Source organism: Marinobacter maroccanus, from assembly GCF_002933275.1.
GTDB lineage: Bacteria > Pseudomonadota > Gammaproteobacteria > Pseudomonadales > Oleiphilaceae > Marinobacter > Marinobacter maroccanus.
In genome coordinates this window covers 71,710-97,813 of the sequence record NZ_PSSX01000009.1, presented here as the reverse complement: position 1 = coordinate 97,813, position 26,104 = coordinate 71,710, and the positions used below count along the sequence as shown (strand labels likewise).

Here is a 26,104-nt window from a genome sequence, read left to right as displayed (position 1 = left end):
CAGCACCCCTTCGGGATCAGAGGTGAGAGTTTGAAAGACGTCAGTGTCGGAATCTGCGGATTGGGAACCGTCGGCGGCGGTACCTTTAATGTCTTGACCCGCAACGCCAGGCTGATTGCCGGCCGGGCCGGGTGCAATATCCGGATTACCCGGATTGCCAGTCGACGGGCCCGCGAGGATATGGACCTCGGGGATGTGCCCTTCAGCACCGACATTTATGACGTGGTGAACGATCCCGGCGTCGATATCGTGGTGGAGCTCATTGGTGGCTATGACGCCGCGCGGGAGCTGGTGCTCGCGGCTATCCGTAACGGCAAGCATGTGGTTACTGCCAACAAGGCCCTCATCGCTGTCCACGGTAACGAAATTTTCGAAGCGGCCGAGAAAGCTGGCGTTGTGGTGGCCTACGAGGCGGGTGTTGCCGGTGGTATCCCGGTCATCAAGGCCGTACGTGAAGGCATGGCGGCAAACCGCATCGACTGGATTGCCGGCATTATCAACGGTACCGGGAACTACATTCTGACCGAAATGCGTGCCGGTCGGGAATTTTCCGAAGTTCTCAAGGAAGCCCAGGACCTGGGTTACGCGGAAGCGGATCCGACCTTTGATGTGGAAGGCATTGATGCCGCCCACAAACTGACCATTCTGGCATCCGCCGGATTTGGTGTGCCCCTGCAATTCGAAAAGGGCTTCACCGAAGGCATTTCCAAGATTACCCCTTACGATATTGCTCACGCTGAGCTACTGGGCTATCGCATCAAGCACCTCGGCATTGCCCGTCGTCGGGATGATGGCATTGAACTTCGCGTTCACCCGACCCTCGTGCCCCAGAGCCATCTGATTGCCCAGGTTGATGGCGTCCTTAACGCTGTCCTGGTGGATGGCGATGCCGTTGGTCAGACTATGTATTACGGTCCTGGCGCAGGGGATGAAGCAACAGCGTCGGCTGTCATTGCGGATATCGTTGATGTTGCCCGTGCCGTGGCGACAGAAAGCAGCCTCCGTGTGCCATATCTTGGTTTCTCACCGGATGCCATGGAAGACCTCGATGTGCTGTCGATGGAAGACATCCAGTCTGCCTACTACCTGCGCATTACTGCACTGGATCGTCCGGGCGTGCTGGCAAAGATTGCCTCCATTCTGAGCGAGCATGGCATCAATATCGAGTCGATCATGCAGAAGGAATCCGAGCTGAAAGACGGTCGTATTCCGGTGATCATCCTGACCCACACCGTTCAGGAACGGCAGATCAACCGTGCGATTGAAGAGCTGGAAGCCCTGTCCGATACCGATGGCCAGGTTGTTCGCATCCGCGCTGAAAACTTCAACTGACAGGTACGAACGTGAGATACATCAGTACGCGGGGTGAAGCGCCCGCACTGGGCTTTGAGGATGTTTTGCTGACCGGTCTGGCGACAGACGGCGGCCTCTACGTTCCCGAATCTCTGCCACATTTCAGTCTGGAAGAAATCCGAAGCTGGCGCGGGCTTTCCTATAGTGAGCTGGCGTTCAAGGTCATGCATCCCTTCGTGGATGACGCCGTTCCCGCAGACGATTTTCGCAAGATGCTGGACGAGACCTATGCGGTCTTCGCCCACAAGGCCGTGGCCCCGCTGGTCCAGCTGGATACCAACGAATGGGTCATGGAGCTGTTCCGCGGCCCGACCCTGGCGTTCAAGGATTTCGCCCTGCAGCTGTTGGGGCGCCTGCTGGACTATGTTCTGGAAAAGCGCAAGCAGCACGTGGTTATCATGGGGGCGACCTCCGGTGATACCGGCTCGGCCGCCATCGAAGGCTGCCGTCGTTGCGAGCACGTGGATATTTTCATCCTGCATCCGCACCAGCGTGTGTCCGAAGTCCAGCGCCGCCAGATGACCACCGTTCAGGGTGACAACATCCACAACATTGCGGTGCGTGGCAACTTCGACGATTGCCAGCGCATGGTGAAGGAGAGCTTCGGCAATCAGTCGTTCCTGGGTGGCAAAACCCAGCTGGCAGCCGTGAACTCCATCAACTGGGCCCGGATCATGGCCCAGATTGTTTACTACTTCCACGCCTCTCTGGCCCTTGGCGGTCCGGATCGCAGCATGGCGTTTTCGGTGCCCACCGGGAACTTCGGCGATATCTTCGCTGGTTACCTGGCCAAGAAGATGGGGCTGCCGATCTCCCAGCTGGTCATTGCCACCAACCGTAACGACATCCTGCATCGTTTCATGAGTGGCAATAAATACGAGCAGCATCAGCTGGAGCACACCCTGTCCCCGAGCATGGATATCATGGTGTCGAGCAACTTCGAGCGTCTGCTGTTTGATCTGCATGGCCGTGACGGCCTGGCGGTAAAAAACCTGCTGGAAAATGCCGCCAAAGGCCCGGTCAGCATTGAGGACTATCGCTGGAAGCACGCACGCAAGCTGTTCGACAGCGACGCGGTGGATGACAAGACCACCTGCGATACCATTCGCGAGATATACGAACAGAACGAGTATCTGCTTGATCCTCACACTGCCATCGGGGTTCGTGCTGCGCGCAACTGTCGCCGTGATCACGCGGTACCGATGATCACCCTGGGTACTGCACACCCGGCCAAGTTCCCGGATGCTGTAGCCGAGTCCGGCCTGAGCGTTAAGCCGCCTCTGCCGGCTCATATGGCCGACCTGTTCGAGCGGGAAGAGCGCTACACCGTGCTGGATAACAACATTGCCGGTGTGCAGGAGTTTATTGCCAAGCACTGGAAAAACGCCTGATCGGGTATGACACCAAAAAAGATCCTGCGTCGCCCCCAGCCCGAGTCATTCCCGGACTGGGGGCAAAACCTGCCTCCCTTGCTTCGCCGCCTGTACGCCGCCCGTGGCGTAACCTCTGATGAGCAACTGAGTTACACCCTCAAGCACCTTGCTTCACCATTGTCACTTCGGGGCATCGACCGGGCTGTTGAGCTTCTTGCCGAAGCTATCAACCAGCAACAGCGGGTTCTTGTGCTCGGAGATTTTGACGCCGATGGCGCCACCAGCACGGCCGTCGCGATGCTTGGCCTTTCAATGCTGGGTCTGCAGAGCATCGATTTTCGCGTCCCGAGCCGGTTTGCCGATGGCTATGGCCTGACGCCAGGGATAATTGAGCGTTTGCGTGATGAGGGTCAGCTTCCAGACCTGATGGTTACCGTTGATAACGGTATATCCGCCGTTGAGGGTGTCAGAGCGGCAAAAGAACTTGGCGTGAAAGTGGTGGTGACGGATCACCACCTGGCCGGTGAAGAGCTCCCGGATGCCGATGCCATCGTAAACCCCAACCAGCCGGGCTGTCCTTTCCTGAGCAAGAACGCCGCCGGTGTTGGTGTCATGTTTTACGTGCTCACCGCGTTGCGCAAGCAGCTCCGTGAAACCAATCGCCTGCCTGACCCGGAACCCAATCTTGGAAGCCTGCTCGATCTGGTGGCCCTGGGCACGGTCGCAGATGTCGTCCCCCTCGATCACAACAACCGGATCTTCGTGGAGCAGGGCCTGCGCCGGATACGTCAGGGCGAGGCCCGACCGGGCATCTTAGCGCTGCTGGAAATTGCGGGCCGCGACCACACTGCGATCAGCTCAACGGACCTTGGATTTGTGGTTGGGCCCCGTCTGAATGCGGCGGGCAGGCTTGACGACATGAGTATCGGCATTGCCTGCCTGCTGGCAGACAGCCCGGACGAGGCCCGGCGACTGGCCCGGGAGCTGGACACCTTCAATCGGGAGCGCCGGACCATCGAGAAGGATATGAAAGCCCAGGCTCAGGATCTGCTGGCTTCCATGTCTCTGGATCTTGAAGGGCTACCCTGGGGCCTCGCCCTGTTTGATCCTGACTGGCATCAGGGGGTCATCGGCATTCTCGCGGCCCGAATTCGAGAACAGACCCACAGACCAACCATTGCCTTTGCTCCGGACGACAATGGCGAAGACATCAAAGGCTCTGCTCGCTCCATTCCCGGCTTGCACATCCGGGATGTGCTCGCGGTGGTCGATTCCCGCCACCCCGGCATGATGAAAAAGTTTGGTGGCCACGCCATGGCTGCCGGCATGACCCTCGCCAAAGCGGATCTGGATGCCTTCTCCGAAGCCTTCGATCACGCCGTTCGCGACACGTTGTCGGCGGAAGATCTGGAAGCCGCGATCACCACCGACGGGCCTCTTGGGCCAAACGAACTTTCGCTGGACACCGCGGCATTGCTCAAGCGGGCCGGCCCCTGGGGGCAACATTTCCCGGAACCCCTGTTCGACGGCGAATTCCGGGTGGTCAGCCAGCGAATCGTTGGGGAGAACCACCTGAAACTGGTACTGCAACCAGCTGAGGGCGGCGGAATTATCGACGGTATAGCATTCAATACCGGCCCGGAAGTGCCCGACTACACCCGCACCGGGGCCCGGGTGGTTTACAAGCCGGATGCCAATACCTTCCGGGGGCGGACCAATCTGCAGTTGCTGGTGGATTATCTGGAGCCGCTTGGTTCCTGATTTTGGCCTGGTTGTCGGATTACGCTGCGCTAATCCGACCTACAAGCTCCTATGGCCTGCCTCCTGCATGCCCCCAATCGCCGGAAAACCACGGCTGATTTAAAAAGCAATTTCGGGTAGAATCCGCCCTCTGTTTTTACTCTCCATTTTCTAGAGCGAGTAAGGGTTTCATGGAAATCAATCCCATTGTGACGAAGATTAAAGAGCTTCGTGAGCGCACTGAAGCGCTCAGGGGGTATCTTTGACTACGATCAGCGTAGTGAGCGACTGACCGAAGTTGAGCGCGAACTGGAGCAGCCGAGTGTCTGGGACGACCCGGAGCGGGCTCAGGCTCTGGGCAAAGAGCGTGCGGATCTTGAGCTGATCGTCAAGACCATCGACAACCTCACCTCCGGGCTGGAAGACGCCGAGGGCCTGTTGGATATTGCCGCAGAAGAAGAGGATGAGGGCACCGTTGCAGAGATCGAATCAGATCTAGAGGGCCTTGATAAAGAGCTCGAGAAGCTCGAATTCCGCCGCATGTTCTCCGGCGAAATGGACTCCAACAACGCCTACCTCGACATCCAGGCCGGCTCCGGTGGCACCGAAGCCCAGGACTGGGCCAACATGCTCCTGCGTATGTACCTGCGCTGGGCGGAGCGTCGGGGCTTCAAGGCCGAGATTGTCGAGCTGATGGAAGGTGAAGTGGCCGGCATCAAGAGTGCCACCATTCACATCCAGGGCGACTATGCCTATGGCTGGCTGCGCACCGAAACCGGCGTGCACCGGCTGGTGCGTAAATCGCCTTTCGATTCCGGCAACCGCCGGCATACTTCGTTCTCTTCCGTGTTTGTGTCACCGGAAGTGGATGACAGCTTCGAAATTGAAATCAATCCGGCGGATCTGCGGGTGGATGTCTATCGTGCCTCCGGCGCCGGTGGTCAGCACGTTAACCGGACCGAGTCGGCGGTACGTCTGACTCACAACCCCACCGGTATTGTTGTGGCCTGTCAGGCTGGCCGAAGCCAGCACCAGAACAAGGACCAGGCCATGAAACAGCTCAAGGCGAAGCTGTTTGAGCGTGAGATGCAGGAGCGTAATGCCGAGAAGCAGAAGGCCGAGGACGCCAAGGCCGATATCGGCTGGGGCAGCCAGATCCGCTCCTACGTTCTGGATGACAGCCGTATCAAGGATCTGCGCACCAAGGTTGAAACCAGTAATACCCAGTCGGTGCTGGACGGTGACATTGACAAGTTCATCGAAGCCAGCCTGAAGATGGCGCTGTAACCAGCGCCTTTGCCACGCTAACCCGGACAACCCGATTCCTAGTGAGCCAAAATGACTGATCAAACTCAGAATGCCGCACAGCATGAGGACAACAAGCTGATTGCCGAGCGCCGCGCCAAACTGTCAGAGATGCGCGACCAGGGCAATGCCTTCCCGAACGACTTCCGTCGTGACGCCACCGCCGCCGAACTGCAGGCGAAATATGGTGATAAATCCAAGGAAGAGCTGGAGTCCCTCGGTATCAAGGTGGCCATTGCCGGCCGCATGATGCTCGACCGCAAGGCATTCAAGGTGGTTCAGGACATGACCGGCCGGATCCAGATCTATGCCTCCAAGGATGTCCAGAAAGACACCAAGCACTGGGATCTGGGGGATATCGTGGGTGTGCGCGGCACACTGTCCAAGTCGGGCAAGGGCGACCTGTACGTGACCATGGATGAGTACGTGTTGCTCACCAAGTCCCTGCGCCCGCTTCCCGAAAAGCACAAGGGCCTGACCGACACGGAAGCCCGTTACCGCCATCGCTATGTCGACCTGATGGTCAACGAGGACAGCCGTCGGGTGTTCTATGCGCGCTCGAAGATCATCAGCGCCATGCGTCAGTACTTCACCGACCGGGACTTCATGGAAGTGGAAACCCCGATGCTACAGGTGATCCCGGGCGGTGCCACAGCGCGCCCATTCGTGACCCATCACAACGCCCTGGGTATCGATATGTACCTGCGCATTGCGCCGGAACTGTTCCTGAAACGCCTCGTGGTTGGCGGCTTTGAGCGGGTATTCGAGATTAACCGGAACTTCCGAAATGAGGGCCTTTCCACCCGTCATAATCCGGAATTCACCATGGTTGAGTTCTATCAGGCCTACGCGGACTACAACGACCTGATGGATCTGACCGAGGACATGCTCCGCACCATCACCCAGAAAGTGCTGGGCACGACCACGGTTGTGAACACCCGCACCCTGGCGGATGGCAGCGAAGAAACCATCGAGTACGATTTCGGCAAAACCTTCGAGCGCCTGACCGTGGTCGACGCGATCCTGCGCTACAACCCGGACATCAAACCGGAACAGCTGGCGGACGACGCCAGTGCCCGCCAGGTGGCGAAAAACCTTGGTATTCATCTCAAGGATGGTTGGGGCCTGGGCAAAGTCCAGATCGAGATCTTCGAGGCGACCGCCGAGCATCGCCTGATGCAACCGACGTTTATCACCGAGTACCCGAAAGAAGTGTCGCCCCTGGCCCGCTGCAAAGACAGCAACCCGTTCGTCACCGAACGCTTCGAGTTCTTCGTGGGCGGTCGCGAAATTGCCAACGGCTTCTCGGAGCTGAACGACGCCGAAGACCAGGCCGAGCGCTTCCAGGCCCAGGTGGCCGAGAAAGATGCCGGTGACGACGAAGCCATGTTCTACGATGAAGACTACGTGATGGCCCTGGAATACGGCCTGCCGCCCACCGCCGGCGAAGGTATCGGAATCGACCGGCTGGCCATGCTGCTGACCAACTCGGCGTCAATCCGCGACGTTATCCTGTTCCCGGCCATGCGCCCCGAGCACAAGGCCGACAGCCGGAAAGACGAGGACTGATCCATGAGCCCGGTTGAGGTACTGGCCAGCCAGCTCAGGCCCGACCGGGGCTGGAAAGAGCATCTCTCGGAAGAATTCCGCCAGCCCTACATGCAGGGCCTGGCGGAATTCCTCGCCGCCGAGGAACAGGCAGGCAAAGCCCTGTTCCCCGCCAGCCAACACTGCTTCAACGCCCTGAACAGCACGCCGCTGGATAACGTAAGAGTGGTCATTCTCGGCCAAGACCCCTACCACGGCCCCGGCCAGGCCCACGGCCTGTGCTTCTCCGTGCGCCCGAACGTGGCCATTCCGCCCTCGCTGGTAAACATCTTCAAAGAAATCCAGGACGACCTGGGCATCGCTCCGCCGGACCACGGCTGCCTGCAACCCTGGGCAGAGCAGGGCGTGTTGCTTCTCAACAGCGTTCTGACCGTCGTCCAGGGCCAAGCCGGCGCCCACCAGGGCAAAGGCTGGGAAACCTTCACCGACAAAGTCATCGAAACCATCAACCGCGAACGGGAAGGCGTGGTATTCCTGCTCTGGGGCAGCTACGCCAAAAAGAAAGGCCAGCACATCGACCGCAGTAAACACCTGGTCCTCGACGGCCCCCATCCCTCGCCACTGAGCGCTTACCGGGGCTTCTTCGGTTGTAAGCACTTCTCGAAGGCGAACAACTGGTTGGCTCAGCAGGGAAAGCCCACGGTTAACTGGGCGCTGCCAAGCAAATCTGAGTTGATCGAGAGATACAAGAAGAGCTGAAAGGACAGGTCAGGAGCGCCCTTCCAATTTTTGATCGGTGTGGGGGTGGCAGTTTTTCCCGACAGGAAAAGCTGTCTGAGCGAAGCGAGTTCTTTTCCCGAGGGAAAAACTGCCACCCCCGCGCCAGCCCCCAAAAGCGAAGGGGCCAAGGGACTACGGCAGGTATTACTGAAGCAGCGCCATAGCCGCTTCCATCTGGGCGTTCAGATCCTCTTCCTCGCTCATGTCGACATTCGGATCCAACCCAAGACGATCAAAGGCCGAAATCTTCGTCCAGTCCATCTCCGTCCACGGATGCTCCGAACCCGCAACCAACTGCAGATTGGCAACCATCACCAAATCCGCATAATCGGGCGACGGCACCTCGCGGTTGAAGTTGGCGTATTCCAGGGGAACATTCTGAAGCTCCTTCGGGAAATCCCACTTCTTGAGGATGGTCGCCCCGATCTTCGGATGCAGCTCATCAACCACATTGTCCAGCATGATACTGCTGATCTGGATATCCTGGTCTTCAACATAGCGCAGGATCGGCAGCACACCGATCAGATGCACCAGACCTGCGAGCGTGGCCTGGTCCGGCTTGAGTTTAGTGTAGTGTTGCGCCAGAACGTGGCATACACCGGCCACTTCGGTACTGGTCTGCCAGGTGGCACGCATGCGCTTGTCAATCATGTCGGAGGTGGCCTGGAACATCTGCTCCATCGCCAGGCCCATGGCCAGGTTGCTGGTGTAGGCCATGCCCAGTCGGCTTACCGCCATGTTCAGGTTCTCAATGGCCCGGCTGCCGCGGAACAGCGGGCTGTTGGTCACCCGGATGATACGTGCCGACAGGGCTGTGTCATTGCTGATGACCTTTACCAGGTCCGCTATTGAAGAATCCTCGGATTGCGCAATGTCTCTGACCTGAAGGGCCACCTCCGGAAGGGTGGGGAGCACCAGCTTGTCATTTTCGATGGCTGCATTGAGATCGGCTTTGATGGTTTCAACAATATTCGACATGGTCAGTAAAGGTCCGCTTAAAGAATTCGAAAAATGGCCAGAATGCCTGAGCCAGTGTCCGAACAATCAAATATGTGAGCTACTGCATAGCAAAATAGCAAATTCTGGCGCGTTTGCCTGTCAACTTATGTATCTGATTGTGCGCTTTTTTCCCGTTCGGGTACCGAGTAGGGCAGTGGCATTGGCATCAGCACCGCCTCCGGCAGGCCATCCGGATGCAGGGCTTTTTCGGCTGCATCGTGGCGCACAACAGCGAGCAGCTCTACGCTACCGTCCCGGTATTTTACCGAGTTCACAACCTCTCCCACTGACCGTTCGCCAGCAACCAGGGCGCTTCCGGGGGCGGGCAGATCTTCGCCCTGTTCAATCCGGAAGCGGAACAGGCTCTTCTTCAGTTGTCCGAGAAAATGCATCCGGGCAATCACTTCCTGACCGGTATAGCAGCCTTTCTTGAAATGCACGCCGTCCACATGCTGCCAGTTCAGCATCTGTGGCACGAAAGACTCCTGTGTGGCGGCGGTGAGAGAGGCCACACCCGCAGCAATCTCGGATGCCTGCCAGTCTGCCAACGACATACGGGGGCTGGCCGGAAATGCTACTTCGCTGTCTTGAGTTTGCCAGAACTCGAAGCGGGTCGTGCCCTCGGCTGTCGGTTGCGTTTTCACGAGGATGCCGTCACGAAGTGCGCAAGAGTCGCCCGGTTCCTTCAGGCTGTCCAGTGCATTTTCGGCGAGCTTTTCGGCCAGCTCGTTGCCCAGTATCCCGACAATCCTGGTTTCCTGGACCAGCTCCATAGTGGTCCCGCGAAACAGCATCAGGTATTTGCGCAAGTGGCTGATGATGTCATCGGCGAGCTCGGCGGGAAAGTCCATCAGGATATCTTCACCTGCCCGGACCATGCGGGTAAGACAGTAGGCACGCCCCTTGGGTGTTGCCGCGGCCGCTCGTGGTGAGCGATCCGGAGTTACCTCGTCCAGGTTCTGGCTGAACTGGCCCTGAAGAAACTTGTTGGTGCCGGGGCCGCTGATGCGCACAACCACCCGGTCGTCGAGGACCGCCCAGCCGCTGTCGGGCAGCGGATAGTCGGCAACGGCTGATACAGGAGAGTCTGTGTCGGTCATGGCGTGCTCCAGATCGGTGAATCAGGTGGATGATCGCCCGGACCGGCCCAGTCTGAGCCATACCCTCAGGCGACGGAAATCGTCTGCCGCAACGTTACCCGGTTTGCCGGGTGACGGCGCCAGTAGAATCATGGTGTAAGACTGAAATCTGGTGCCGGTCGGTCGCAGTTTCAAGAGTGCCAGGCCGGACCAGATCCGACTGGACGCCAGCGGAAGCACCTGAACCTGCCGGTTGTCTCCGGTTTTGGCGTACATCTTTCCGTGTTCAATCAGCAGGCCGTGCACAGAACTGCCGCCCAGCAGTAATCCGTTGGACCGATACTGCAAGGTGGCGCCGCCCAGGGCAATCGGCGCTGCGGCAAGAAGCCAGATTTTGCCGGCCAGCGCCGCGATCAGCAGGAAGGCCATTAGCAGCAACCAGGGCAGCACTGCGAGAACGCCAACCGGCAATGAGGGGGTGAGCGTCAGCTCAATCCGGCTGGACACGTTTGAGGATGATGTCGACCATGCGTTGAAGGTCCGGATCTGCCGGGCGGCTGCGCTGCATGAACCACTCGAACATGTCATTGTCCTCGCAGGTGAGCAGCTTCTTGTAGCGGGCCTGGTCTTCGGCGTCGAGATCGCGGTAGGCCTCTTCCATGAATGGAATCAGGAGGTTGTCCAGCTCCAGCATGCCGCGACGGCTGTGCCACCACAGGCGGTTGAATTCTGCTTTTTCGGAAGATGCAGGTGTCTCTGACATAGTGTTTTCCATTGAATCGTGTGTAACAGTCAGCGTTCGCTCAGGGCGCAAGCGTTCGGTAGGTCGTGGGAACCAGTACGGTATCACGGACCTCATTGAGCAGTCCCGGATAATCCAGCGTGTAGTGCAGTCCGCGACTTTCCCTGCGCTGCAGTGCCGAGCAGATGATCAGGTCTGACACGGTGACCAGGTTACGAAGTTCCAGCAGGTCGTTGGTCACACGGTAATTGCTGTAGAACTCTCCGATCTCGGCGGACAGCAGGTCCACCCTGTGCTTGGCCCGCTGGAGGCGCTTGGTGGTCCGCACAATGCCCACGTAGTCCCACATGAAATGTCGCAGCTCGTCCCAGTTGTGGGAGATAACAACGTCTTCATCAGAATCTCGGACCTGGCTCTCGTCCCAGTCCGGGGCTTCCGGCGGTGGCGGAATGTCGGCTTCCCGGCGGGTGATATCCGCGGCGGCGGCACGCCCGTACACCAGGCACTCCAGCAGGGAGTTGCTGGCCATGCGGTTGGCGCCATGAAGTCCGGTGAAGGCGGCTTCGCCCACCACATAGAGCTGGTTGACATCGGTTCTGGCCCGCTCGTCACTCATGATGCCGCCACAGGTATAGTGGGCAGCGGGCACCACGGGAATGGGCTCGCGGGTGATATCAATGCCAAAGCCAAGGCACTTCTCGTAGATAGTGGGGAAGTGGTGCTTGATAAAGTCGGCGGGCTTGTGGCTGATGTCCAGATACAGATGATCAGCACCCAACCGCTTCATCTCATGATCAATGGCGCGGGCGACGATATCCCGCGGTGCCAGTTCACCGCGTTCGTCAAAGCGGTCCATGAACCGCGACCCATCAGGCAATTTCAGAAGACCCCCCTCCCCGCGCACGGCTTCCGTGATCAGGAAGGATTTGGCGTGGGGATGGTAAAGGCAGGTGGGGTGGAACTGGTTGAATTCCATGTTCGCTACCCTGCAACCGGCACGCCAGGCCATGGCGATTCCGTCTCCGGAAGCGCCGTCAGGGTTGGTCGTGTAGCGGTATGCCTTGGAAGCGCCACCGGTGGCAATGACTGTGAATCTTGCCCGGAACAGCTCTACGTGGTTGTCCTCAAGGTTCAGGATGTAGGCACCGACACATCGGTTGCCCGGCAGGGACAGTTTGCGATTGGTGATCAGGTCCACCGCCACACGACCGGACATAAGTTCGATGTTGGGTCGTGCCTCTGCCTGGGAGGTCAGCGTGGTTGAAACTGCGTGGCCGGTGGCATCGGCTGCGTGAATAATGCGCCGGTGGCTGTGACCGCCCTCCCGAGTCAGGTGGTAGTGGGCATCCTGATCCCGGGTAAAATCGACACCGGAATCGATCAGCCAGTCGATGCTCTCCTTGCCGTGCTCCACCGTGAAACGCACGGCGTCCTCATGGCACAGGCCCGCGCCAGCGTTCAGGGTGTCAGTAATGTGGTTTTCGGTGGAATCCTGATCATCCAGAACCGCAGCGATCCCTCCTTGCGCCCAGAGGGTTGCGCCGCTGCTGATCTGCGCCTTGCTCACCACGCAGACCTTCAGATGCCCTGGCAGATTGAGGGCGACGGTGAGGCCGGCAGCTCCGCTGCCGATAATGAGAACATCATATTCGAAGGACTGTGGCATCGGGTCGTTATCGCAGGCCATAATGTGGACGTGTATTGAACTAAACTTTACGCTTGCTGTCTATTTGGCCTGACAGGGTGAGCCGCCTGACAGGTGGCCGAGCCCGTTTCATTAACGGACGCCGGATAGCATCAATGACGCAGCGCAACTTGGTACAGGCCGGACAGCTGGCCATCAAATCAGGGAACCCCGGCAACCAGTCCATGACTCCTGATACAGAGAAACGTCAAGGCGACCACCCGGATAGCCAGACGGACCTGCAGTTGGTCCGCAAGGTCCGCAATGGTGATCGTGCCGCCTTTGATCTACTGGTGGTCAAGTACCAGTCCAGGGTTGCGTCTATCATCAGTCGGTACGTCTACGACAGCCAGGAAGTCATGGATTTGACCCAGGAAACCTTTGTCAAGGCATACAGGGCGATCGAGCGTTTCCGCGGAGACAGTGCCTTCTACACGTGGCTGTACCGGATTGCCGTGAACACCGCGAAGAACTATCTGGAGTCCCGGGGTCGTCGCCCGCAGGGCAGTGCCGACTCGGCCGAAGCGGAGAATTTTGATGACGGCTCCCGACTCCGGGATACCGCATCGCCGGAACGACTTCTGCAACGGGAACAGCTCCAGAAAGAATTGAACAGGGCTATTGCCCAGCTTCCCGAGGAGCTGCGTTCTGCCTTTCTGCTCAGGGAGTACGATGGCCTGAGCTATGAGGATATCGCTGGCATTCTGGAGTGCCCGATCGGTACCGTCCGTTCACGAATTTTCAGGGCCCGGGATGCGGTTGATAAGCATCTTGGACCTTTACTCAATCACTCCGTGACGTAATTGAGGTTGCATCCCATGGATGATCGTCTCAGAGAAACACTGTCCGCCATGATGGACGACGAAGCCGACGAGCTTTCGGTACGTCGCCTGCTTTCACACGATAGCCAGGACGAGGTTCGGGCGCAGTGGCAGCGTTGGCAGGACGTGCGGGACCTTATGCATGATGGCCACTCCCCGGCCCATGGTATGGATGTCAGTGTTGCCGTCCGTGAATTGCTTGACGGCCGTGGCTCCGGGATGGCCCGGCCAGAGCCCGTTGTTCAGGACAGTAAGGCGGGCCGATGGCACTGGCCGGCGGCCGCCATGGTGGCCATGGCGCTGCTGGTTGGATTTGGGGCTGGCGCCGGCTGGGATTCGTCCGGAGCCGGTCCGGTTCAACCCGTAACAGCAGCCGCACCGGAAACGACTGTTCAGGACCAGCCGGTCAGGGAGATCGCCTTGCAGGGGCTGGATGAGGAACAGTGGGAATACATGAGTCGCTACCTGCTGGAACACGCACAGCACAACAGCGTTGGTGCCGGGCGGGGTGCGGTCGGCTACGCCCGGCTGGTCAGCGCCAACGGTGCCGGCTACTGAACTCCGGAGCAAGTGTAATCATGCCTCAAGCCTTCATTGATTTTTCCCGAAGCCGTGCGCTGTCAGTGCTCGTGGGGCTTCTCCTCACGATTGCCGGACCGCTGGCGGCTGCTGCGGATGAAGATGAAGCCGCCGCCTGGCTCGAAAGGCTTGGGCCGGCGCTGAATATGACCTCCTATCGGGGTGTGTTCGTCTACGCCCGCGGTGAGAGTGTGCACTCCATGCAGATTGCGCATCGCTATAATGATGGTGTTGTTGAAGAGCGTCTGGTGCTGCAGGACGGCGGCAGCGGCGAAATTGTTCGCAAGGGCATGAACGTGGTCTGCGTGCTTCCTGAAACAGGCCGGATACAGCTTGATCAGGTCATTCCCTCGGGGCCGTTTGCCGAGGCATTCACCAGCCAGCTGGTGCCGGTTAGCCGCTGGTACCGGGCAGAGATGAAAGGTGACGATCGGGTTGCGGGATATGAGGTGGTTTCTGTAGCGCTGAGTGCTAAAGATTCCTACCGCTATAGCCATCGGCTCTGGCTGGAAAAATCCACCGGGTTGCTGGTGAAGAGCCATGTCCGGAACGCTGAGGGCGAGGTGCTCGAGCAGTTCCAGTTCACCAGCCTGTACATCGGTGAGGATATTCCCGACAGCGAATTTGTGATTCGCACCCAGGGCAGGGAAATCTCCAGAACCCTGGACGACCCCCCTGCCTCGGCATCCGTGGTACAGCGTATGGAAGGATGGCAGCTTGGCTGGCGCCCGGAAGGATTTGTACCCGCCGCAGCGCCCCGCTCGGGCAAGGGGCAGGCCGTCGCTTTCTCCGATGGCCTGGCAGCTTTCTCAGTGTTCGTTGAACCGGCTGGTCCTGTAACGATGCCCACGGGCGCCTCCAAAATTGGTGCCACGACAGTTTACATGCACCAGGTAAAGGAAGGAGACAACGCCTTCCTGGTCACTGTTGTGGGTGAACTGCCACCGCAAACAGCCCGGCAGGTCGCCGAGTCGGTCCGTATTGAAGACTCGCTGGCCCTGGGTGCGGGTGAATCGTGATTACCGAAACCGGGAAGGTTGTCGCGCTCAAGGGCGACCGGGTCTGGGTCCAGACGATTCGAACCAGTGCCTGTCAGAGTTGTGCCGCCCGCAATGGCTGCGGCCAGAAAGTCCTGGCGGCGGCCTCCGGCGGACGCGCTAACCAGATTCTGGTTGCGAACTCGGTCGATGCAAGGGTTGGCGATGAAGTCACCATCGGTATTGATGAACAGGCGTTGCTGGGTGCTTCGCTTCTGGTTTACGCCTTGCCGCTGATCCTGATGGTCGTTGCCAGTGTCCTCGGTCACCAGCTCTTCGGTGGGCACGATGGGGCAGCGATGCTGGCTGCTGTTGCTGGCCTGGCCCTGGGCTTTTTTGCTGGGCGAAAATTGCAACGCGCAGGCGGCACGGATTATGAGCCCCGTCTGGTCCGGGTAAACCGGATTGCCTCTGAAAACTGTCTGTAAATCCTACGGTTTTGTAAGTTGAAAATCGGTGGGGTGAACCCAAAATTTACGCGTATATGCTAGAACAACAGGGGGTACCACATGTCGAGTGCAACAGCAGTTGCCCAACCGTCACGGAATTTTATACCCGGAAGGATGCCGGCTGTTTTGTTTCTCGTGCTGTCCGCCATGGTGTTGGTGGGCTGGAGTCAGGCCAGTGCAGCCAGAAGCTTGCCGGACTTCACGGAGCTGGTTGAGGAGAACGCGGGTGCTGTTGTGAATATCAGCACAACGACCGAACCCCGACGCGGGCATTCCCGTTCCCCGGGAATGCCGTTTGATGAGCGGCAGCTCGAGCAACTGCCCGAGTTTTTCCAGGATTTCTTTCGCGGCCCGCAGTCTCCGTTTGGTGGCGGGCCGGGTAACTCCCAGCCCCGCCGTTCCATGGGCTCCGGCTTCATCGTATCCTCGGACGGCTACGTACTGACCAACAATCACGTGGTTGAAGGCGCTGATGAGATCATCGTGCGCCTGAACGACCGTCGCGAACTGCCTGCAACCCTGGTTGGAACCGATCCCCGTTCAGACATGGCCGTGCTGAAGATTGAAAACGGGGATGATCTGCCCGTCGTGAAGGTAGGCCAGTCCCGGGATCTGAGAGTCGGTGAATGGGTGTTTGCGATTGGCTCGCCCTTTGGATTCGACTACACGGTGACTGCCGGCATCGTCAGCGCTTTGGGCCGGTCATTGCCATCAGAAAACTATGTGCCCTTCATCCAGACCGATGTTGCAATCAACCCGGGCAATTCAGGCGGGCCCCTGTTTAATCTGGACGGTGAAGTGGTGGGTATCAACTCCCAGATCTATACCCGCTCTGGCGGTTTCATGGGGGTCTCGTTTGCCATTCCTATCGATGATGCCATGAATGTGTTCCGACAGCTGCGTGACAAGGGTTCTGTGTCCCGCGGCTGGCTCGGGGTGCTGATTCAGGAGGTAAATCGTGACCTGGCCGAGTCCTTTGGTCTGAAGCGGCCCCGCGGTGCGCTGGTTGCCGAAGTGATGGCAGACTCACCGGCGCAGGCGGCAGGCCTGCAGGCGGGGGATATCGTTCTCAGCTATGACGGTGATGAGGTGGAGCTTTCCTCTGACCTGCCGCCCATGGTGGGTCGCACTCCGGTAGGTGAAACCGCCGAGCTGAGAGTGCTTCGTGGTGGCAAGGAGATCGAGCTTCAGGTTGAAATTGGCCGCCTCCCCGAGGAAGGAAGCCAGCAAGCTGCAGCGCCTTCCGGTGACAGTGGTGGTCTCGCGTCTGCGCCTTTGGGCATGATGGTTGAACCGCTGCCTTCGGACATGGCCGACTCCATGGGCGTTGACGGCGGCGTTGTGGTCAATAACGTTGCCCGGGGTGCTGCGTCTGAGGCCGGCATCCGGGCGGGCGATGTGATCACTGAAATCAACCGCCAGAAAGTGACCTCGGTACAGGAGTTTCGCGAGGCTGTCCGGTCGCTGCCTGAGGGCAAGGCGGTGTCGGTCCGGATAGTTCGCCAGGGCCGGGCACTGTATCTGGTGATGAAGCCCTGATATTGCTCTGCTGAGCCAAATTATCGGATTAAGTAAGCCCCCGCAGGTCTCGGAAACGACACCTGCGGGGGCTTTTGTTATACTCAGCGATGAAATAAAAATGAGTGGCCATGGAACGGACCAGCCAGATGATGAACAGACAGGAACTCTCTCTTCGCAAGTTACTGGAATTTCGCAACGCCTGGGTCGCCTGGCTGATTTTTGCTGTTGCCATTGCTGTCACCATGCTGCTCTGGCAGGTGTCCATTCGGCTGGTTGAAGATCGCACGGAGGCTCGCTTTCGCACCCAGTCCCTGCAACTGAAATCCGCCATTGAAGAACGCTTGCTGAACTACGAGCAGGTGCTGGCGGGTAGTGCCGGTCTGTTTGCGGTGACCGGAGATGTTTCCCGTGACCAGTGGCGCGAATACGTCGACAAGGTGGACATCAATCGTTACTACCCTGGCATTCAGGGTATCGGTTATGTTCGCCGGATCGGTGTCCGCCAGATGGCCGATCATATTGCTTCTGTCCGGGCGGAAGGGGTGCATAATTACCTGGTGAACCCGCTGGGCAGTGGCCCCTATTACTACCCCATGGTTTACCTGGAGCCGGGCACTGAGCGCAATCGCCGGGCCCTTGGCTACGATGCCTTCAGCGATCCCATTCATCGCCAAGCCATGGAGCGGGCCCGGGATGATGCCATCCCCACGGTGACTGCCAAGGTGGTGCTGGTCCAGGAAGAGCTTGGTGAAGACCAGGCAAGTTTCCTGATGTACTACCCGGTGTACCAGGGCGGAACCGTGCCCGAGATCCGGGCCGAGCGTCGCATGATGCTGGCAGGTTACGTGTTCAGTGCCTTCCGGATGAACAACCTGATCGACGGCATTGTCGGCCTGATCTCGCCGTTTCTTGATGTCCGGATCTACGATGCCGGAGTGGTGGGGCGGCAGAACCTCATGTACGGCTCCAATCTGGGTTCCCTCGACAACGAATTCAGTTTCCAGATGAGCCAGACCATCAGTCACGGTGGTCGCGATTGGCTGTTGCAGACCCGTTCCACGCCTGCCTTTGATTTCCTGGCCGCGGATCCGCGTCCTCCGATCGTTCTGGGCAGCGGCCTGGTCATCAGTGCCTTGCTGTTCCTCTTCGTGCTCGCACTGATCCGGTCACGTCTGATGGCGCAGATCAGTGCCGGTCGCTATCGGGCGATTACCGAGGGCGCTGCCAACGTCACTCTGGTGATGGACCGAGCCGGGCAGGCCCTGTACGCCAGTCCGTCCAGCCTCGACATTCTTGGTTTTGAGCCGGACCAGGTTCAGTCCCTGGACTTTGAAGAACTGGTTCACGGCGACGATTGGCCTCAGCTACAGAAAGGCTTTGACGATTCCGTGCAGTCGCCGGGTAAACAGATGCCGGTGATCCGGGTTCGTATTCGCGATGCTGAAGGGCAGTGGCGGGATATGGAGGGCACTTTTACTGCCATGTTGTCGGTGCCTGGCGTTAATGGGGTTGTGCTTAGCCTGCGGGATCTGACCCAGCTCAAGGCTGCCCAGTCCGAACTGCACCGGTTGGCATTCTATGATCCGCTCACAGGGCTGGCAAACCGGCAATTGTTCCGTGACCGGCTGAACCATGTAGTCAGCCGTAGCCGCCGAAGCGGTGAGCCGGCCGCTCTCATGTTCCTGGATCTGGACGGGTTCAAGCGTATCAACGATACCCTGGGTCATGATTCCGGGGATGAACTCCTGCGTCAGGTGGCCCAGTGGCTGGTGGGTTGTGTCCGGGAAGAAGACTCGGTTGCCCGGCTCGGTGGCGACGAATTCGTGGTGCTGCTGTCACGGATCACTGATTCAGACGCCGCTGGCAAGGTGGCAGAGACCATCCTGCGCAGTCTGTGTCAGCGGATCCGGCTGAATGATCACGAAGTCGGCATCACGGTCAGTATTGGTATTACCATGATTCCGCACGACAGCGAGGATGCCGGGACCCTGATGAAGTATGCCGATCTGGCCATGTATCGTGCCAAGGAACTGGGCCGCAATACCTTCCAGTTCTTCACGCCGGCCATGAATATCAAGGCGGCGCGCCGGCTCCTGCAGCAGGAAGAGTTGGCCACGGCCCTGGAAGGTGATCGCTTCGTGCTGCACTACCAGCCGAAGATTGATCTGGCCAGTGAGCGGGTCATCGGGGTCGAGGCGTTCCTGCGCTGGCATCATCCGGAGAAAGGGCTGGTCTCGGCCCAGCAATTCATCGGTCTGGCCGAGGAAACCGGCCTGATCGTGCGCCTGGGCGAATGGGCCCTGAGGCAGGCCTGTATTCAGGTGCAGGCACTGGAGCGGGCCGGTTTTGAATCACTGAAAATGGCAGTGAATCTGTCCGTGCGTCAGCTGACCGACTCGGGCTTCCTGGATATGATCCGCCAGGTTATTACCGAAACCGGCGTCTCGCCCGAGCGCCTGGAGCTGGAAATGCCGGCGGAACTGCTCAATGAAGATCCGCGAATGCTCCGGGAGTTGCTGGTGTCGCTCCATGATCTGGGGGTCTGTCTGATTCTCGATGATTTTGGTACCGGTGCCTGTTCGCTCGTCTCCTTGCAACAGCTGCCGCTGGATGTGATCAAGATCGATCACCGGTTCATCCGCGATATACCCTACAACGTCAGTGCGACCGATGTTGCCTCCGCAGTAATTGCCCTGGCTCGCAAGCTCCACCTCACAGTGGTTGCTGAGGGTGTGGAAACCCCGCAGCAGCTGAGCTTCCTGAAAACCCACGGCTGTGCCCAGTGTCAGGGCAACCTGTTCAGCTATCCCCTGGACGAGGATGCGCTCATTGGTTTCCTGATCCGGCAGTACGAAAGGCCGCTGATTTCCTGATCATGGCAATGGCGGCCGGTAACCGGTAAAATCACGCCGTTCCCGGACCCCGGTAGCGGTCCCTCCGGGCTCAATCCTTCGTCTTAACTGAGTATTCATTGTCTGTGACTGAACTGAGCCGAATCCGTAACTTTTCCATCATTGCCCACATCGACCATGGCAAATCCACGCTGGCAGACCGTTTTATCCAGGTTTGCGGCGGCCTGACCGACCGTGAAATGGCCGAGCAGGTCCTGGACTCCATGGATCTCGAACGTGAGCGAGGGATTACCATCAAGGCCCAGAGTGTCACGCTGAATTACACAGCCCGTGACGGCCAGGAATACAAACTGAACTTTATCGACACCCCGGGCCATGTGGATTTTTCCTACGAGGTTTCGCGGTCGCTTTATGCCTGCGAAGGGGCGTTGCTGGTGGTCGACGCAGGGCAGGGCGTTGAAGCCCAGTCGGTGGCCAACTGCTATACCGCCATTGAGCAGGGCCTCGAAGTAGTGCCGGTTCTGAACAAGATGGACTTGCCCCAGGCCGAACCGGAACGGGTAGCGGCGGAAATCGAGGACATCATCGGCATTGAAGCCTCTGATGCGGTTCGCTGCAGCGCCAAAAGTGGTCTGGGTGTTGAGGATGTGCTGGAAGATCTGATCAAGAAAATTCCGCCGCCGAAGGGCGACCGGAGCGCACCACTGCAGGCGCTGATTATCGATTCCTGGTTCGACAATTATCTGGGCGTGGTGTCTCTGGTAAGGGTGACCGAAGGCACCCTGAAAAAGGGCGACAAGATCGTCATCAAGTCCACCGGCAAGGCCTGGAATGCCGACAAAGTGGGCATTTTCAATCCCAAACCGAAAGACACTGACATGCTCGAAGCCGGCGATGTCGGCTTCGTAGTGGCAGGCATCAAGGATATTCATGGTGCGCCCGTGGGCGACACCATCGTGCATCAGAAATTCGCCGAGCAGACGCCGATGTTGCCGGGGTTCAAAAAGGTTAAACCCCAGGTGTACGCCGGGTTATTCCCGGTCAGCGCCGACGACTACAACGATTTCCGGGATGCCCTGGAAAAACTGACCCTGAACGATGCTTCCCTGTTTTTCGAGCCGGAGAACTCCGATGCCCTTGGCTTTGGTTTCCGCTGTGGTTTCCTGGGCATGCTGCACATGGAGATTATCCAGGAGCGGCTGGAACGGGAATACGACATTGACCTGATCACAACGGCGCCAACGGTTATCTATGAGGTGGTTACCAAACAGGGTGAGACCCTGTCGGTAGACAACCCGTCCCGGCTTCCGGATATTGGTTCCATTGAGGAAATGCGTGAGCCGATTGTGGAAGCGAATATCCTGGTGCCCCAGGAGCATATCGGTAACGTAATAGCCTTGTGCGAGGAAAAGCGTGGCGTCCAGAAGAACATGCACTTCATGACGACCCAGGTCCAGCTCACCTATGAGCTGCCGATGGCCGAGGTGGTGATGGACTTCTTTGACCGTATCAAATCGGCCAGCCGCGGCTTTGCCTCTCTGGATTATCATTTTACCCGATTCCAGACCGCCAATCTGGTGCGGCTGGACGTACTGATCAACGGTGAGCGTGTTGATGCCCTGGCCCTGATCGTGCACAAGGAGCAGGCCCATCACAAAGGTCGCCAGCTGATAGAGAAGATGAAAGAACTGATTCCGCGACAAATGTTCGATATTGCCATTCAGGCTGCCATCGGTAACCAGGTGGTATCGCGGGTCACGGTCAAGGCACTGCGCAAGAACGTAACCGCCAAGTGTTACGGTGGTGATGTGAGCCGGAAGAAGAAACTGCTGCAGAAGCAGAAAGAAGGTAAAAAGCGCATGAAGCAGCTGGGTAATGTCGAGGTGCCTCAGGAAGCGTTTCTTGCCGTACTGAAAGTAGATAAATAAAAGGCCTCCTGGATGGATATCGATTTTCCCCTGGTACTGGTGGTACTGACCTTCGCAACGGGTCTGATCTGGCTGGCGGACAAGCTGTTTCTTCGTGATCGTCGTCTTGCTGCCTACCGTGCCAGTGGTGCTGCCGGAGACGTGGGTGATGGCTCATCCTCGGAATCCGAGGAACCGAAAGAACCCTACCTGGTCGACCTGAGCCGATCGTTTTTCCCGGTGTTGGCGATTGTCCTGGTGCTGCGCTCCTTTCTGGTAGAGCCGTTCCAGATCCCATCAGGGTCCATGCTGCCTACCCTGGAAGTGGGCGACTTCATCCTGGTGAACAAATACGCCTATGGGATGAGACTGCCTGTTGCCGGGACCAAAGTGGTCCCGGTTGGCGATCCGCAGCGCGGCGATGTGATGGTGTTCCGTTACCCGGAAGACGGCCAGACCAACTACATCAAGCGGGTAATCGGCCTGCCCGGTGATCATATCCGCTATCGTGACAAGCAGTTGTTCATCAATGGTGAGCGGGTGGAAACCCGATTTATCGCCAGACTGCCGCCCATGGAGCTGCGCCGTGAAGATCTGGGTGAAGTGGAGCACGACATTTTCCTGACCATGGGGCGGCCCGGCGGCAGTGGTGAGGGCGAGTGGCTGGTGCCCGAAGGCCATTATTTTGTCATGGGTGACAATCGCGACAACAGTAATGACAGCCGCTACTGGGGCACGGTCCCGGACGAGCTGGTGGTGGGCAAGGCCTTTGCCATCTGGATGCACTGGAAATCCCTTACCAGTCTGCCATCCTTTGATCGTGTGGGCGGAATCGAGTAACTCGGACTATCTGGAGCGCAGTCGTAATGAAGAAAAACAATCTTTCCGGCATGGGCCGTCAGCGCGGTGCCTCGGCATTGACCATGATGGTGATGGTGCTGTTTTTTGGCGGCCTGCTGACGCTGGTTATCAAGCTTGGCCCCGCCTATCTGGATGACATCACCATTCAGGAGGCGCTGGAAAGCCTGGACGGCACCGAAGGTCTATCCCAGATGGGGCCGGCCCAGGTCCGCACGCTGATCAACAAACGGCTCAGCGTGAACAATGTCCGGGGATTTGATGCCAAGAATATTTCTGTCGATAAAGACGGCGATCTGGTCGTCATCAATGTTGATTACGAAGTGCGAAACAACCTGTTCAGTAATGTGGACACGGTGGTTCACTTCAAGCACCAATATGAGATGAAGGGCAAGTGAGTTCACAACCGGATCTGGATCAGTTACAGCGGCGCATCGGCTATCAGTTCAAATCGCCGGAGCGGCTTCTGCTGGCACTTACCCACCGGAGTTTCGGAAATCAGAATAACGAGCGCCTCGAATTCCTCGGTGATTCCATTGTGAACATGGTTATTGCCGAGTATCTGTTTCTGCACTTCGAAAAAGCCCGTGAAGGCCAGCTGAGTCGCCTGCGGGCCCGCATGGTGAAGGGCGTAACGCTGGCTGAGATTGGGCGCGAGTTCCAGCTCGGCAGTTACCTGCGCCTGGGCTCCGGTGAACTGAAAAGCGGCGGGTTCCGCAGAGAATCCATCCTGGCTGACGCGGTGGAGTCCATCATTGGTGCGATTTACCTGGACAGTGACTTTCACACCTGTCGGGAGCAGGTCTTGCGTTGGTTCGAGCACCGGTTGGAGAAGCTCGACTTGCAGGATACCCAGAAAGACCCCAAGACCCGCCTGCAGGAATACCTTCAGTCCCGCCAGTTCCCACTGCCACGCTATGACGTCATTTCCGTGGACGGTGAAGCCCACAACCAGACATTCCATGTATCCTGTGCGCTGCCCTCGCTGGACCGAAAGACCACCGGGACCGGCAGCAGCCGCCGCGTGGCCGAGCAGCAGGCAGCCCGTAACGCCCTGAAAGAACTGGGCGTGGAGAACCAGTAATGAACGATATTACCCGTCCGGAAAACCCGGACAGTCGCTGCGGTTTCGTGGCCATCGTCGGCCGCCCGAATGTGGGCAAGTCTACGCTGCTGAATCACATCCTCGGGCAGAAGCTGAGCATAACCTCCCGCAAGCCACAGACCACCCGTCATCAGGTGCTTGGTATCAAGACCGTGGGGCCGGTGCAGGCGATCTATGTGGACACGCCGGGCATGCATGAGGAAGAGCCCCGGGCCATTAACCGCTACATGAACAAGGCCGCCACGTCGGCGCTCATTGATGTCGATGTGGTGGTGTTCGTGGTGGACCAGTTAGCCTGGACGACCGCGGACGAGATGGTGCTTGAGAAACTCAGTCGGCTGAAATGCCCTGTGATCCTGGCGGTGAACAAGGTCGACAAGATCGAAAAGCGGGAAAGCCTACTGCCGCACCTGGATATGCTCTCGAAAAAGCGTGAGTTTGCCGAGATCATTCCGCTTTCGGCCCTCAAAGAGACCAATCTTGAACCTCTGGAAGAGGCGGTGGGGCGTTTCCTGCCGGAGAGTATCCACTTCTACCCGGACGATCAGATCACCGATCGCAGTGAGCGTTTCCTGGCGTCGGAGATTGTCCGGGAAAAAATCACCCGCCAGTTGGGGGCCGAATTGCCTTACTCGGTTGCAGTGGAGATCGAGGAGTTCAAGCGGGAGGGCAAGACCCTGCATATTTCCGCCCTGATCCTGGTCGAGCGTGAAGGCCAGAAGAAGATCATCATCGGCGAAAAGGGCGAGCGGATGCGCCGGATCGGTCAGGAGGCGCGCACGGATATGGAGCGCATGTTCGACAGCAAGATCATGTTGAGGCTCTGGGTCAAGGTGAAGCGTGGTTGGGCAGACAGCGACCGGGCCCTGAAGAGCCTGGGCATGAACGACCTCTGAGGCGGCTATGAAGGGGCCTGAGCTGCAGGAACCCGCTTATGTCCTTCACCGCCGGCCCTGGCGGGAAACCAGCCTGATGGTGGATCTCTTTGCCCTGAACCATGGCCGGATGACCGTCATTGCCCGGGGCGCCAACAGTGCCAAAAGTCCTCTGAAAGCCCAGCTACAGCCCTTCCAGCCGCTTTTGGTGGACTGGGCGGGTCGGGGCGACCTGAAAACCCTGACCCAGGTCGATGTGCGAACCGGCCCGACAATCACCCGGACAGTCTCGCTCTACAGTGGCCTCTACCTGAACGAACTGTTGCAGCGGGTTCTGCCCGCTGCTGATCCCCATCCGACCCTCTTTGCAGCCTACATAGATGCCCTACGGCAGCTGTCCGACACCACGGACGTGGAGCCGGTGCTACGGCGGTTCGAACTCGCTTTTGCTGCCGCCCTGGGTTACGACTTTGCCTGGGATGTTGCCACCGATACGGGGCAATCCGTCGAGCCTGACCGGGAGTATTGTTATGATCCGGAGCAGGGCATTGTTTCCGGGCTGTCGGCCGGTGTGCGACTGCGGAATCTGCCCGGGGAAGTCTTACTGGATCTGGCCCGGGATGATCTGCAATCGGACCGCTGTCGGCGGCTGGCGAAGCGGGTCATGCGGGTACTGATCGATTACCTTTTGCAGGGGCGCCCCCTGAACAGTCGCAGCCTTTTCACTCACCTTCGGGGAGAATCCCATGAATCCTAGAGTACTGCTTGGCGTCAATATTGATCACGTTGCCACCCTCCGTCAGGCTAGGGGGACCCGGTATCCGGACCCGGTGCAGGCAGCACTGATGGCCGAGGAAGCCGGGGCGGACGGCATCACGATCCATCCCAGGGAAGACCGGCGTCATATCCAGGATCGGGACGTGCTGTTACTCAAGGAAGTGCTCCATACCAAGATGAACCTGGAGATGGCAGTTACCGATGCCATGCTGGCGTTTGCTGAGCAGGTCCGGCCGGAATGTGTCTGCCTGGTGCCGGAGAAGCGTGAGGAATTGACCACCGAGGGCGGTCTGGATGTGGAGGGTCAGGAATCCCGGGTGGCCAAAGCCTGTGATCGCCTCGCCCGGATTGGCGCCGAAGTGTCATTGTTTATTGATCCGGACCCGGCCCAGATTGATGCCGCAGTGCGTTGCGGCGCGCCGGTAGTCGAACTTCACACCGGAGAGTATGCCGACGCCGAAACGCCAGAGGCTGAAAACGCTGCGTTCAAAACCATTGCCGACGCGGTGGCCTATGCCCGCAAGAAAGGGCTTATCGTCAATGCAGGCCACGGCTTGCACTATCACAACACCGAGCGGGTAGCGGCGATCCATGGCATCAACGAACTTAATATTGGCCACGCCATTATCGCCCGCGCGGTTTTTACCGGTCTGAAAGAAGCGGTCCGGGATATGAAAGCCATTGTTGATCAGGCCCGGAGCCGGGCCTGATTCGAGGTAG

24 protein-coding genes are annotated in these 26,104 nt (G+C 58.6%); 19 read left to right on the top strand and 5 right to left on the bottom strand.

Translation table 11 applies throughout. The features are described 5' to 3' along the window. The first annotated feature begins 30 nt into the window (after positions 1-30). The 6 genes from KEHDKFFH_RS11695 to ung all read left to right on the top strand — a co-directional run bounded on the left by KEHDKFFH_RS11695 (position 31) and on the right by ung (position 8,078). Positions 31-1,332: a homoserine dehydrogenase gene (locus tag KEHDKFFH_RS11695; protein WP_104322089.1), complete on the top strand. Its 1,302-nt coding sequence runs from the start codon at positions 31-33 to the stop codon at positions 1,330-1,332. A gap of 11 nt (positions 1,333-1,343) precedes the next feature. Continuing rightward, on the top strand, positions 1,344-2,744 hold the full coding sequence (thrC, locus tag KEHDKFFH_RS11690; RefSeq protein WP_104322088.1) for a threonine synthase: 1,401 nt from the start codon (positions 1,344-1,346) through the stop codon (positions 2,742-2,744). Positions 2,745-2,750: 6 nt separating this feature from the next. Further along, positions 2,751-4,487 carry a single-stranded-DNA-specific exonuclease RecJ gene (gene recJ / locus KEHDKFFH_RS11685; protein WP_104322087.1) on the top strand — a complete coding sequence of 579 codons (1,737 nt, stop codon included), beginning with the start codon at positions 2,751-2,753 and terminating at the stop codon, positions 4,485-4,487. 170 nt (positions 4,488-4,657) lie between these two features. Further along, a protein-coding gene (gene prfB, locus KEHDKFFH_RS11680) for a peptide chain release factor 2 (RefSeq protein WP_104322086.1) occupies positions 4,658-5,753 on the top strand; the annotation gives its coding sequence in 2 pieces (ribosomal slippage) (positions 4,658-4,729 and positions 4,731-5,753; 1,095 coding nt in all). Between the two features lie 51 nt (positions 5,754-5,804). Further along, the gene (gene lysS, locus KEHDKFFH_RS11675) at positions 5,805-7,340 is read left to right on the top strand and encodes a lysine--tRNA ligase (protein WP_104322085.1); all 1,536 of its coding nucleotides are present in this window, start codon (positions 5,805-5,807) and stop codon (positions 7,338-7,340) included. A 3-nt stretch (positions 7,341-7,343) separates the two neighbouring features. Next, positions 7,344-8,078 (top strand): uracil-DNA glycosylase, encoded by a 735-nt coding sequence (ung, locus tag KEHDKFFH_RS11670; protein WP_104322084.1) that lies wholly within the window; start codon positions 7,344-7,346, stop codon positions 8,076-8,078. 165 nt (positions 8,079-8,243) lie between these two features. Here ung and KEHDKFFH_RS11665 read toward each other — a convergent pair whose 3' ends face one another. From KEHDKFFH_RS11665 to nadB, 5 genes are all read right to left on the bottom strand, one after another. Continuing rightward, entirely contained in the window at positions 8,244-9,077 is an 834-nt protein-coding gene (locus KEHDKFFH_RS11665) for an HDOD domain-containing protein (RefSeq protein ID WP_104322083.1), read from the bottom strand. Between the two features lie 125 nt (positions 9,078-9,202). Then, a complete protein-coding gene (ygfZ, locus tag KEHDKFFH_RS11660) occupies positions 9,203-10,198 on the bottom strand; it encodes a CAF17-like 4Fe-4S cluster assembly/insertion protein YgfZ (protein ID WP_104322082.1) in 996 nt (331 codons plus the stop codon). 21 nt (positions 10,199-10,219) lie between these two features. Beyond that, the gene (locus KEHDKFFH_RS11655) at positions 10,220-10,684 is read right to left on the bottom strand and encodes a hypothetical protein (RefSeq protein ID WP_104322081.1); all 465 of its coding nucleotides are present in this window, start codon (positions 10,682-10,684) and stop codon (positions 10,220-10,222) included. Further along, on the bottom strand, positions 10,668-10,940 hold the full coding sequence (locus KEHDKFFH_RS11650) for an FAD assembly factor SdhE (protein WP_104322080.1): 273 nt from the start codon (positions 10,938-10,940) through the stop codon (positions 10,668-10,670). The genes KEHDKFFH_RS11655 and KEHDKFFH_RS11650 overlap by 17 nt, the downstream gene beginning before the upstream one ends. A 40-nt stretch (positions 10,941-10,980) precedes the next feature. Beyond that, positions 10,981-12,585: an L-aspartate oxidase gene (nadB, locus tag KEHDKFFH_RS11645; RefSeq protein ID WP_192875781.1), complete on the bottom strand. Its 1,605-nt coding sequence runs from the start codon at positions 12,583-12,585 to the stop codon at positions 10,981-10,983. Positions 12,586-12,719: 134 nt separating this feature from the next. On the opposite strand from nadB, the gene rpoE reads away from it, so the two are divergent. From rpoE to pdxJ, 13 genes are all read left to right on the top strand, one after another. Next, entirely contained in the window at positions 12,720-13,406 is a 687-nt protein-coding gene (gene rpoE, locus KEHDKFFH_RS11640) for an RNA polymerase sigma factor RpoE (RefSeq protein ID WP_277872179.1), read from the top strand. 15 nt (positions 13,407-13,421) lie between these two features. Continuing rightward, complete coding sequence (locus tag KEHDKFFH_RS11635; protein WP_104322078.1) at positions 13,422-13,982, top strand: sigma-E factor negative regulatory protein; 561 nt, start codon at positions 13,422-13,424, stop codon at positions 13,980-13,982. 20 nt (positions 13,983-14,002) lie between these two features. Next, a complete protein-coding gene (locus KEHDKFFH_RS11630) occupies positions 14,003-15,022 on the top strand; it encodes a MucB/RseB C-terminal domain-containing protein (RefSeq protein WP_241956486.1) in 1,020 nt (339 codons plus the stop codon). Continuing rightward, positions 15,019-15,468: a SoxR reducing system RseC family protein gene (locus tag KEHDKFFH_RS11625; RefSeq protein WP_104322077.1), complete on the top strand. Its 450-nt coding sequence runs from the start codon at positions 15,019-15,021 to the stop codon at positions 15,466-15,468. The genes KEHDKFFH_RS11630 and KEHDKFFH_RS11625 overlap by 4 nt, the downstream gene beginning before the upstream one ends. 135 nt (positions 15,469-15,603) lie before the next feature. Continuing rightward, positions 15,604-17,028 carry a DegQ family serine endoprotease gene (locus tag KEHDKFFH_RS11620; RefSeq protein ID WP_104322076.1) on the top strand — a complete coding sequence of 475 codons (1,425 nt, stop codon included), beginning with the start codon at positions 15,604-15,606 and terminating at the stop codon, positions 17,026-17,028. 128 nt (positions 17,029-17,156) lie between these two features. Beyond that, on the top strand, positions 17,157-19,883 hold the full coding sequence (locus KEHDKFFH_RS11615) for a bifunctional diguanylate cyclase/phosphodiesterase (RefSeq protein WP_104322136.1): 2,727 nt from the start codon (positions 17,157-17,159) through the stop codon (positions 19,881-19,883). Positions 19,884-19,987: 104 nt separating this feature from the next. After that, the gene (gene lepA / locus KEHDKFFH_RS11610; RefSeq protein WP_104322135.1) at positions 19,988-21,790 is read left to right on the top strand and encodes a translation elongation factor 4; all 1,803 of its coding nucleotides are present in this window, start codon (positions 19,988-19,990) and stop codon (positions 21,788-21,790) included. A 12-nt stretch (positions 21,791-21,802) separates the two neighbouring features. After that, complete coding sequence (lepB, locus tag KEHDKFFH_RS11605; protein WP_104322075.1) at positions 21,803-22,609, top strand: signal peptidase I; 807 nt, start codon at positions 21,803-21,805, stop codon at positions 22,607-22,609. Between the two features lie 26 nt (positions 22,610-22,635). Further along, a complete protein-coding gene (locus tag KEHDKFFH_RS11600; RefSeq protein WP_064227123.1) occupies positions 22,636-23,025 on the top strand; it encodes a DUF4845 domain-containing protein in 390 nt (129 codons plus the stop codon). Continuing rightward, positions 23,022-23,711, top strand: coding sequence for a ribonuclease III (rnc, locus tag KEHDKFFH_RS11595; RefSeq protein ID WP_064227124.1), 690 nt, complete (start codon positions 23,022-23,024; stop codon positions 23,709-23,711). The genes KEHDKFFH_RS11600 and rnc overlap by 4 nt, the downstream gene beginning before the upstream one ends. Then, positions 23,711-24,628 carry a GTPase Era gene (gene era, locus KEHDKFFH_RS11590; RefSeq protein ID WP_008176182.1) on the top strand — a complete coding sequence of 306 codons (918 nt, stop codon included), beginning with the start codon at positions 23,711-23,713 and terminating at the stop codon, positions 24,626-24,628. The genes rnc and era overlap by 1 nt, the downstream gene beginning before the upstream one ends. Positions 24,629-24,635: 7 nt before the next feature. Next, complete coding sequence (gene recO / locus KEHDKFFH_RS11585) at positions 24,636-25,364, top strand: DNA repair protein RecO (RefSeq protein ID WP_104322074.1); 729 nt, start codon at positions 24,636-24,638, stop codon at positions 25,362-25,364. Beyond that, positions 25,354-26,094, top strand: a complete 741-nt coding sequence (gene pdxJ / locus KEHDKFFH_RS11580) for a pyridoxine 5'-phosphate synthase (RefSeq protein WP_104322073.1) — start codon at positions 25,354-25,356, stop codon at positions 26,092-26,094. Before recO ends, pdxJ begins: the two co-directional genes overlap by 11 nt. The last annotated feature ends 10 nt before the right edge of the window (positions 26,095-26,104 follow it).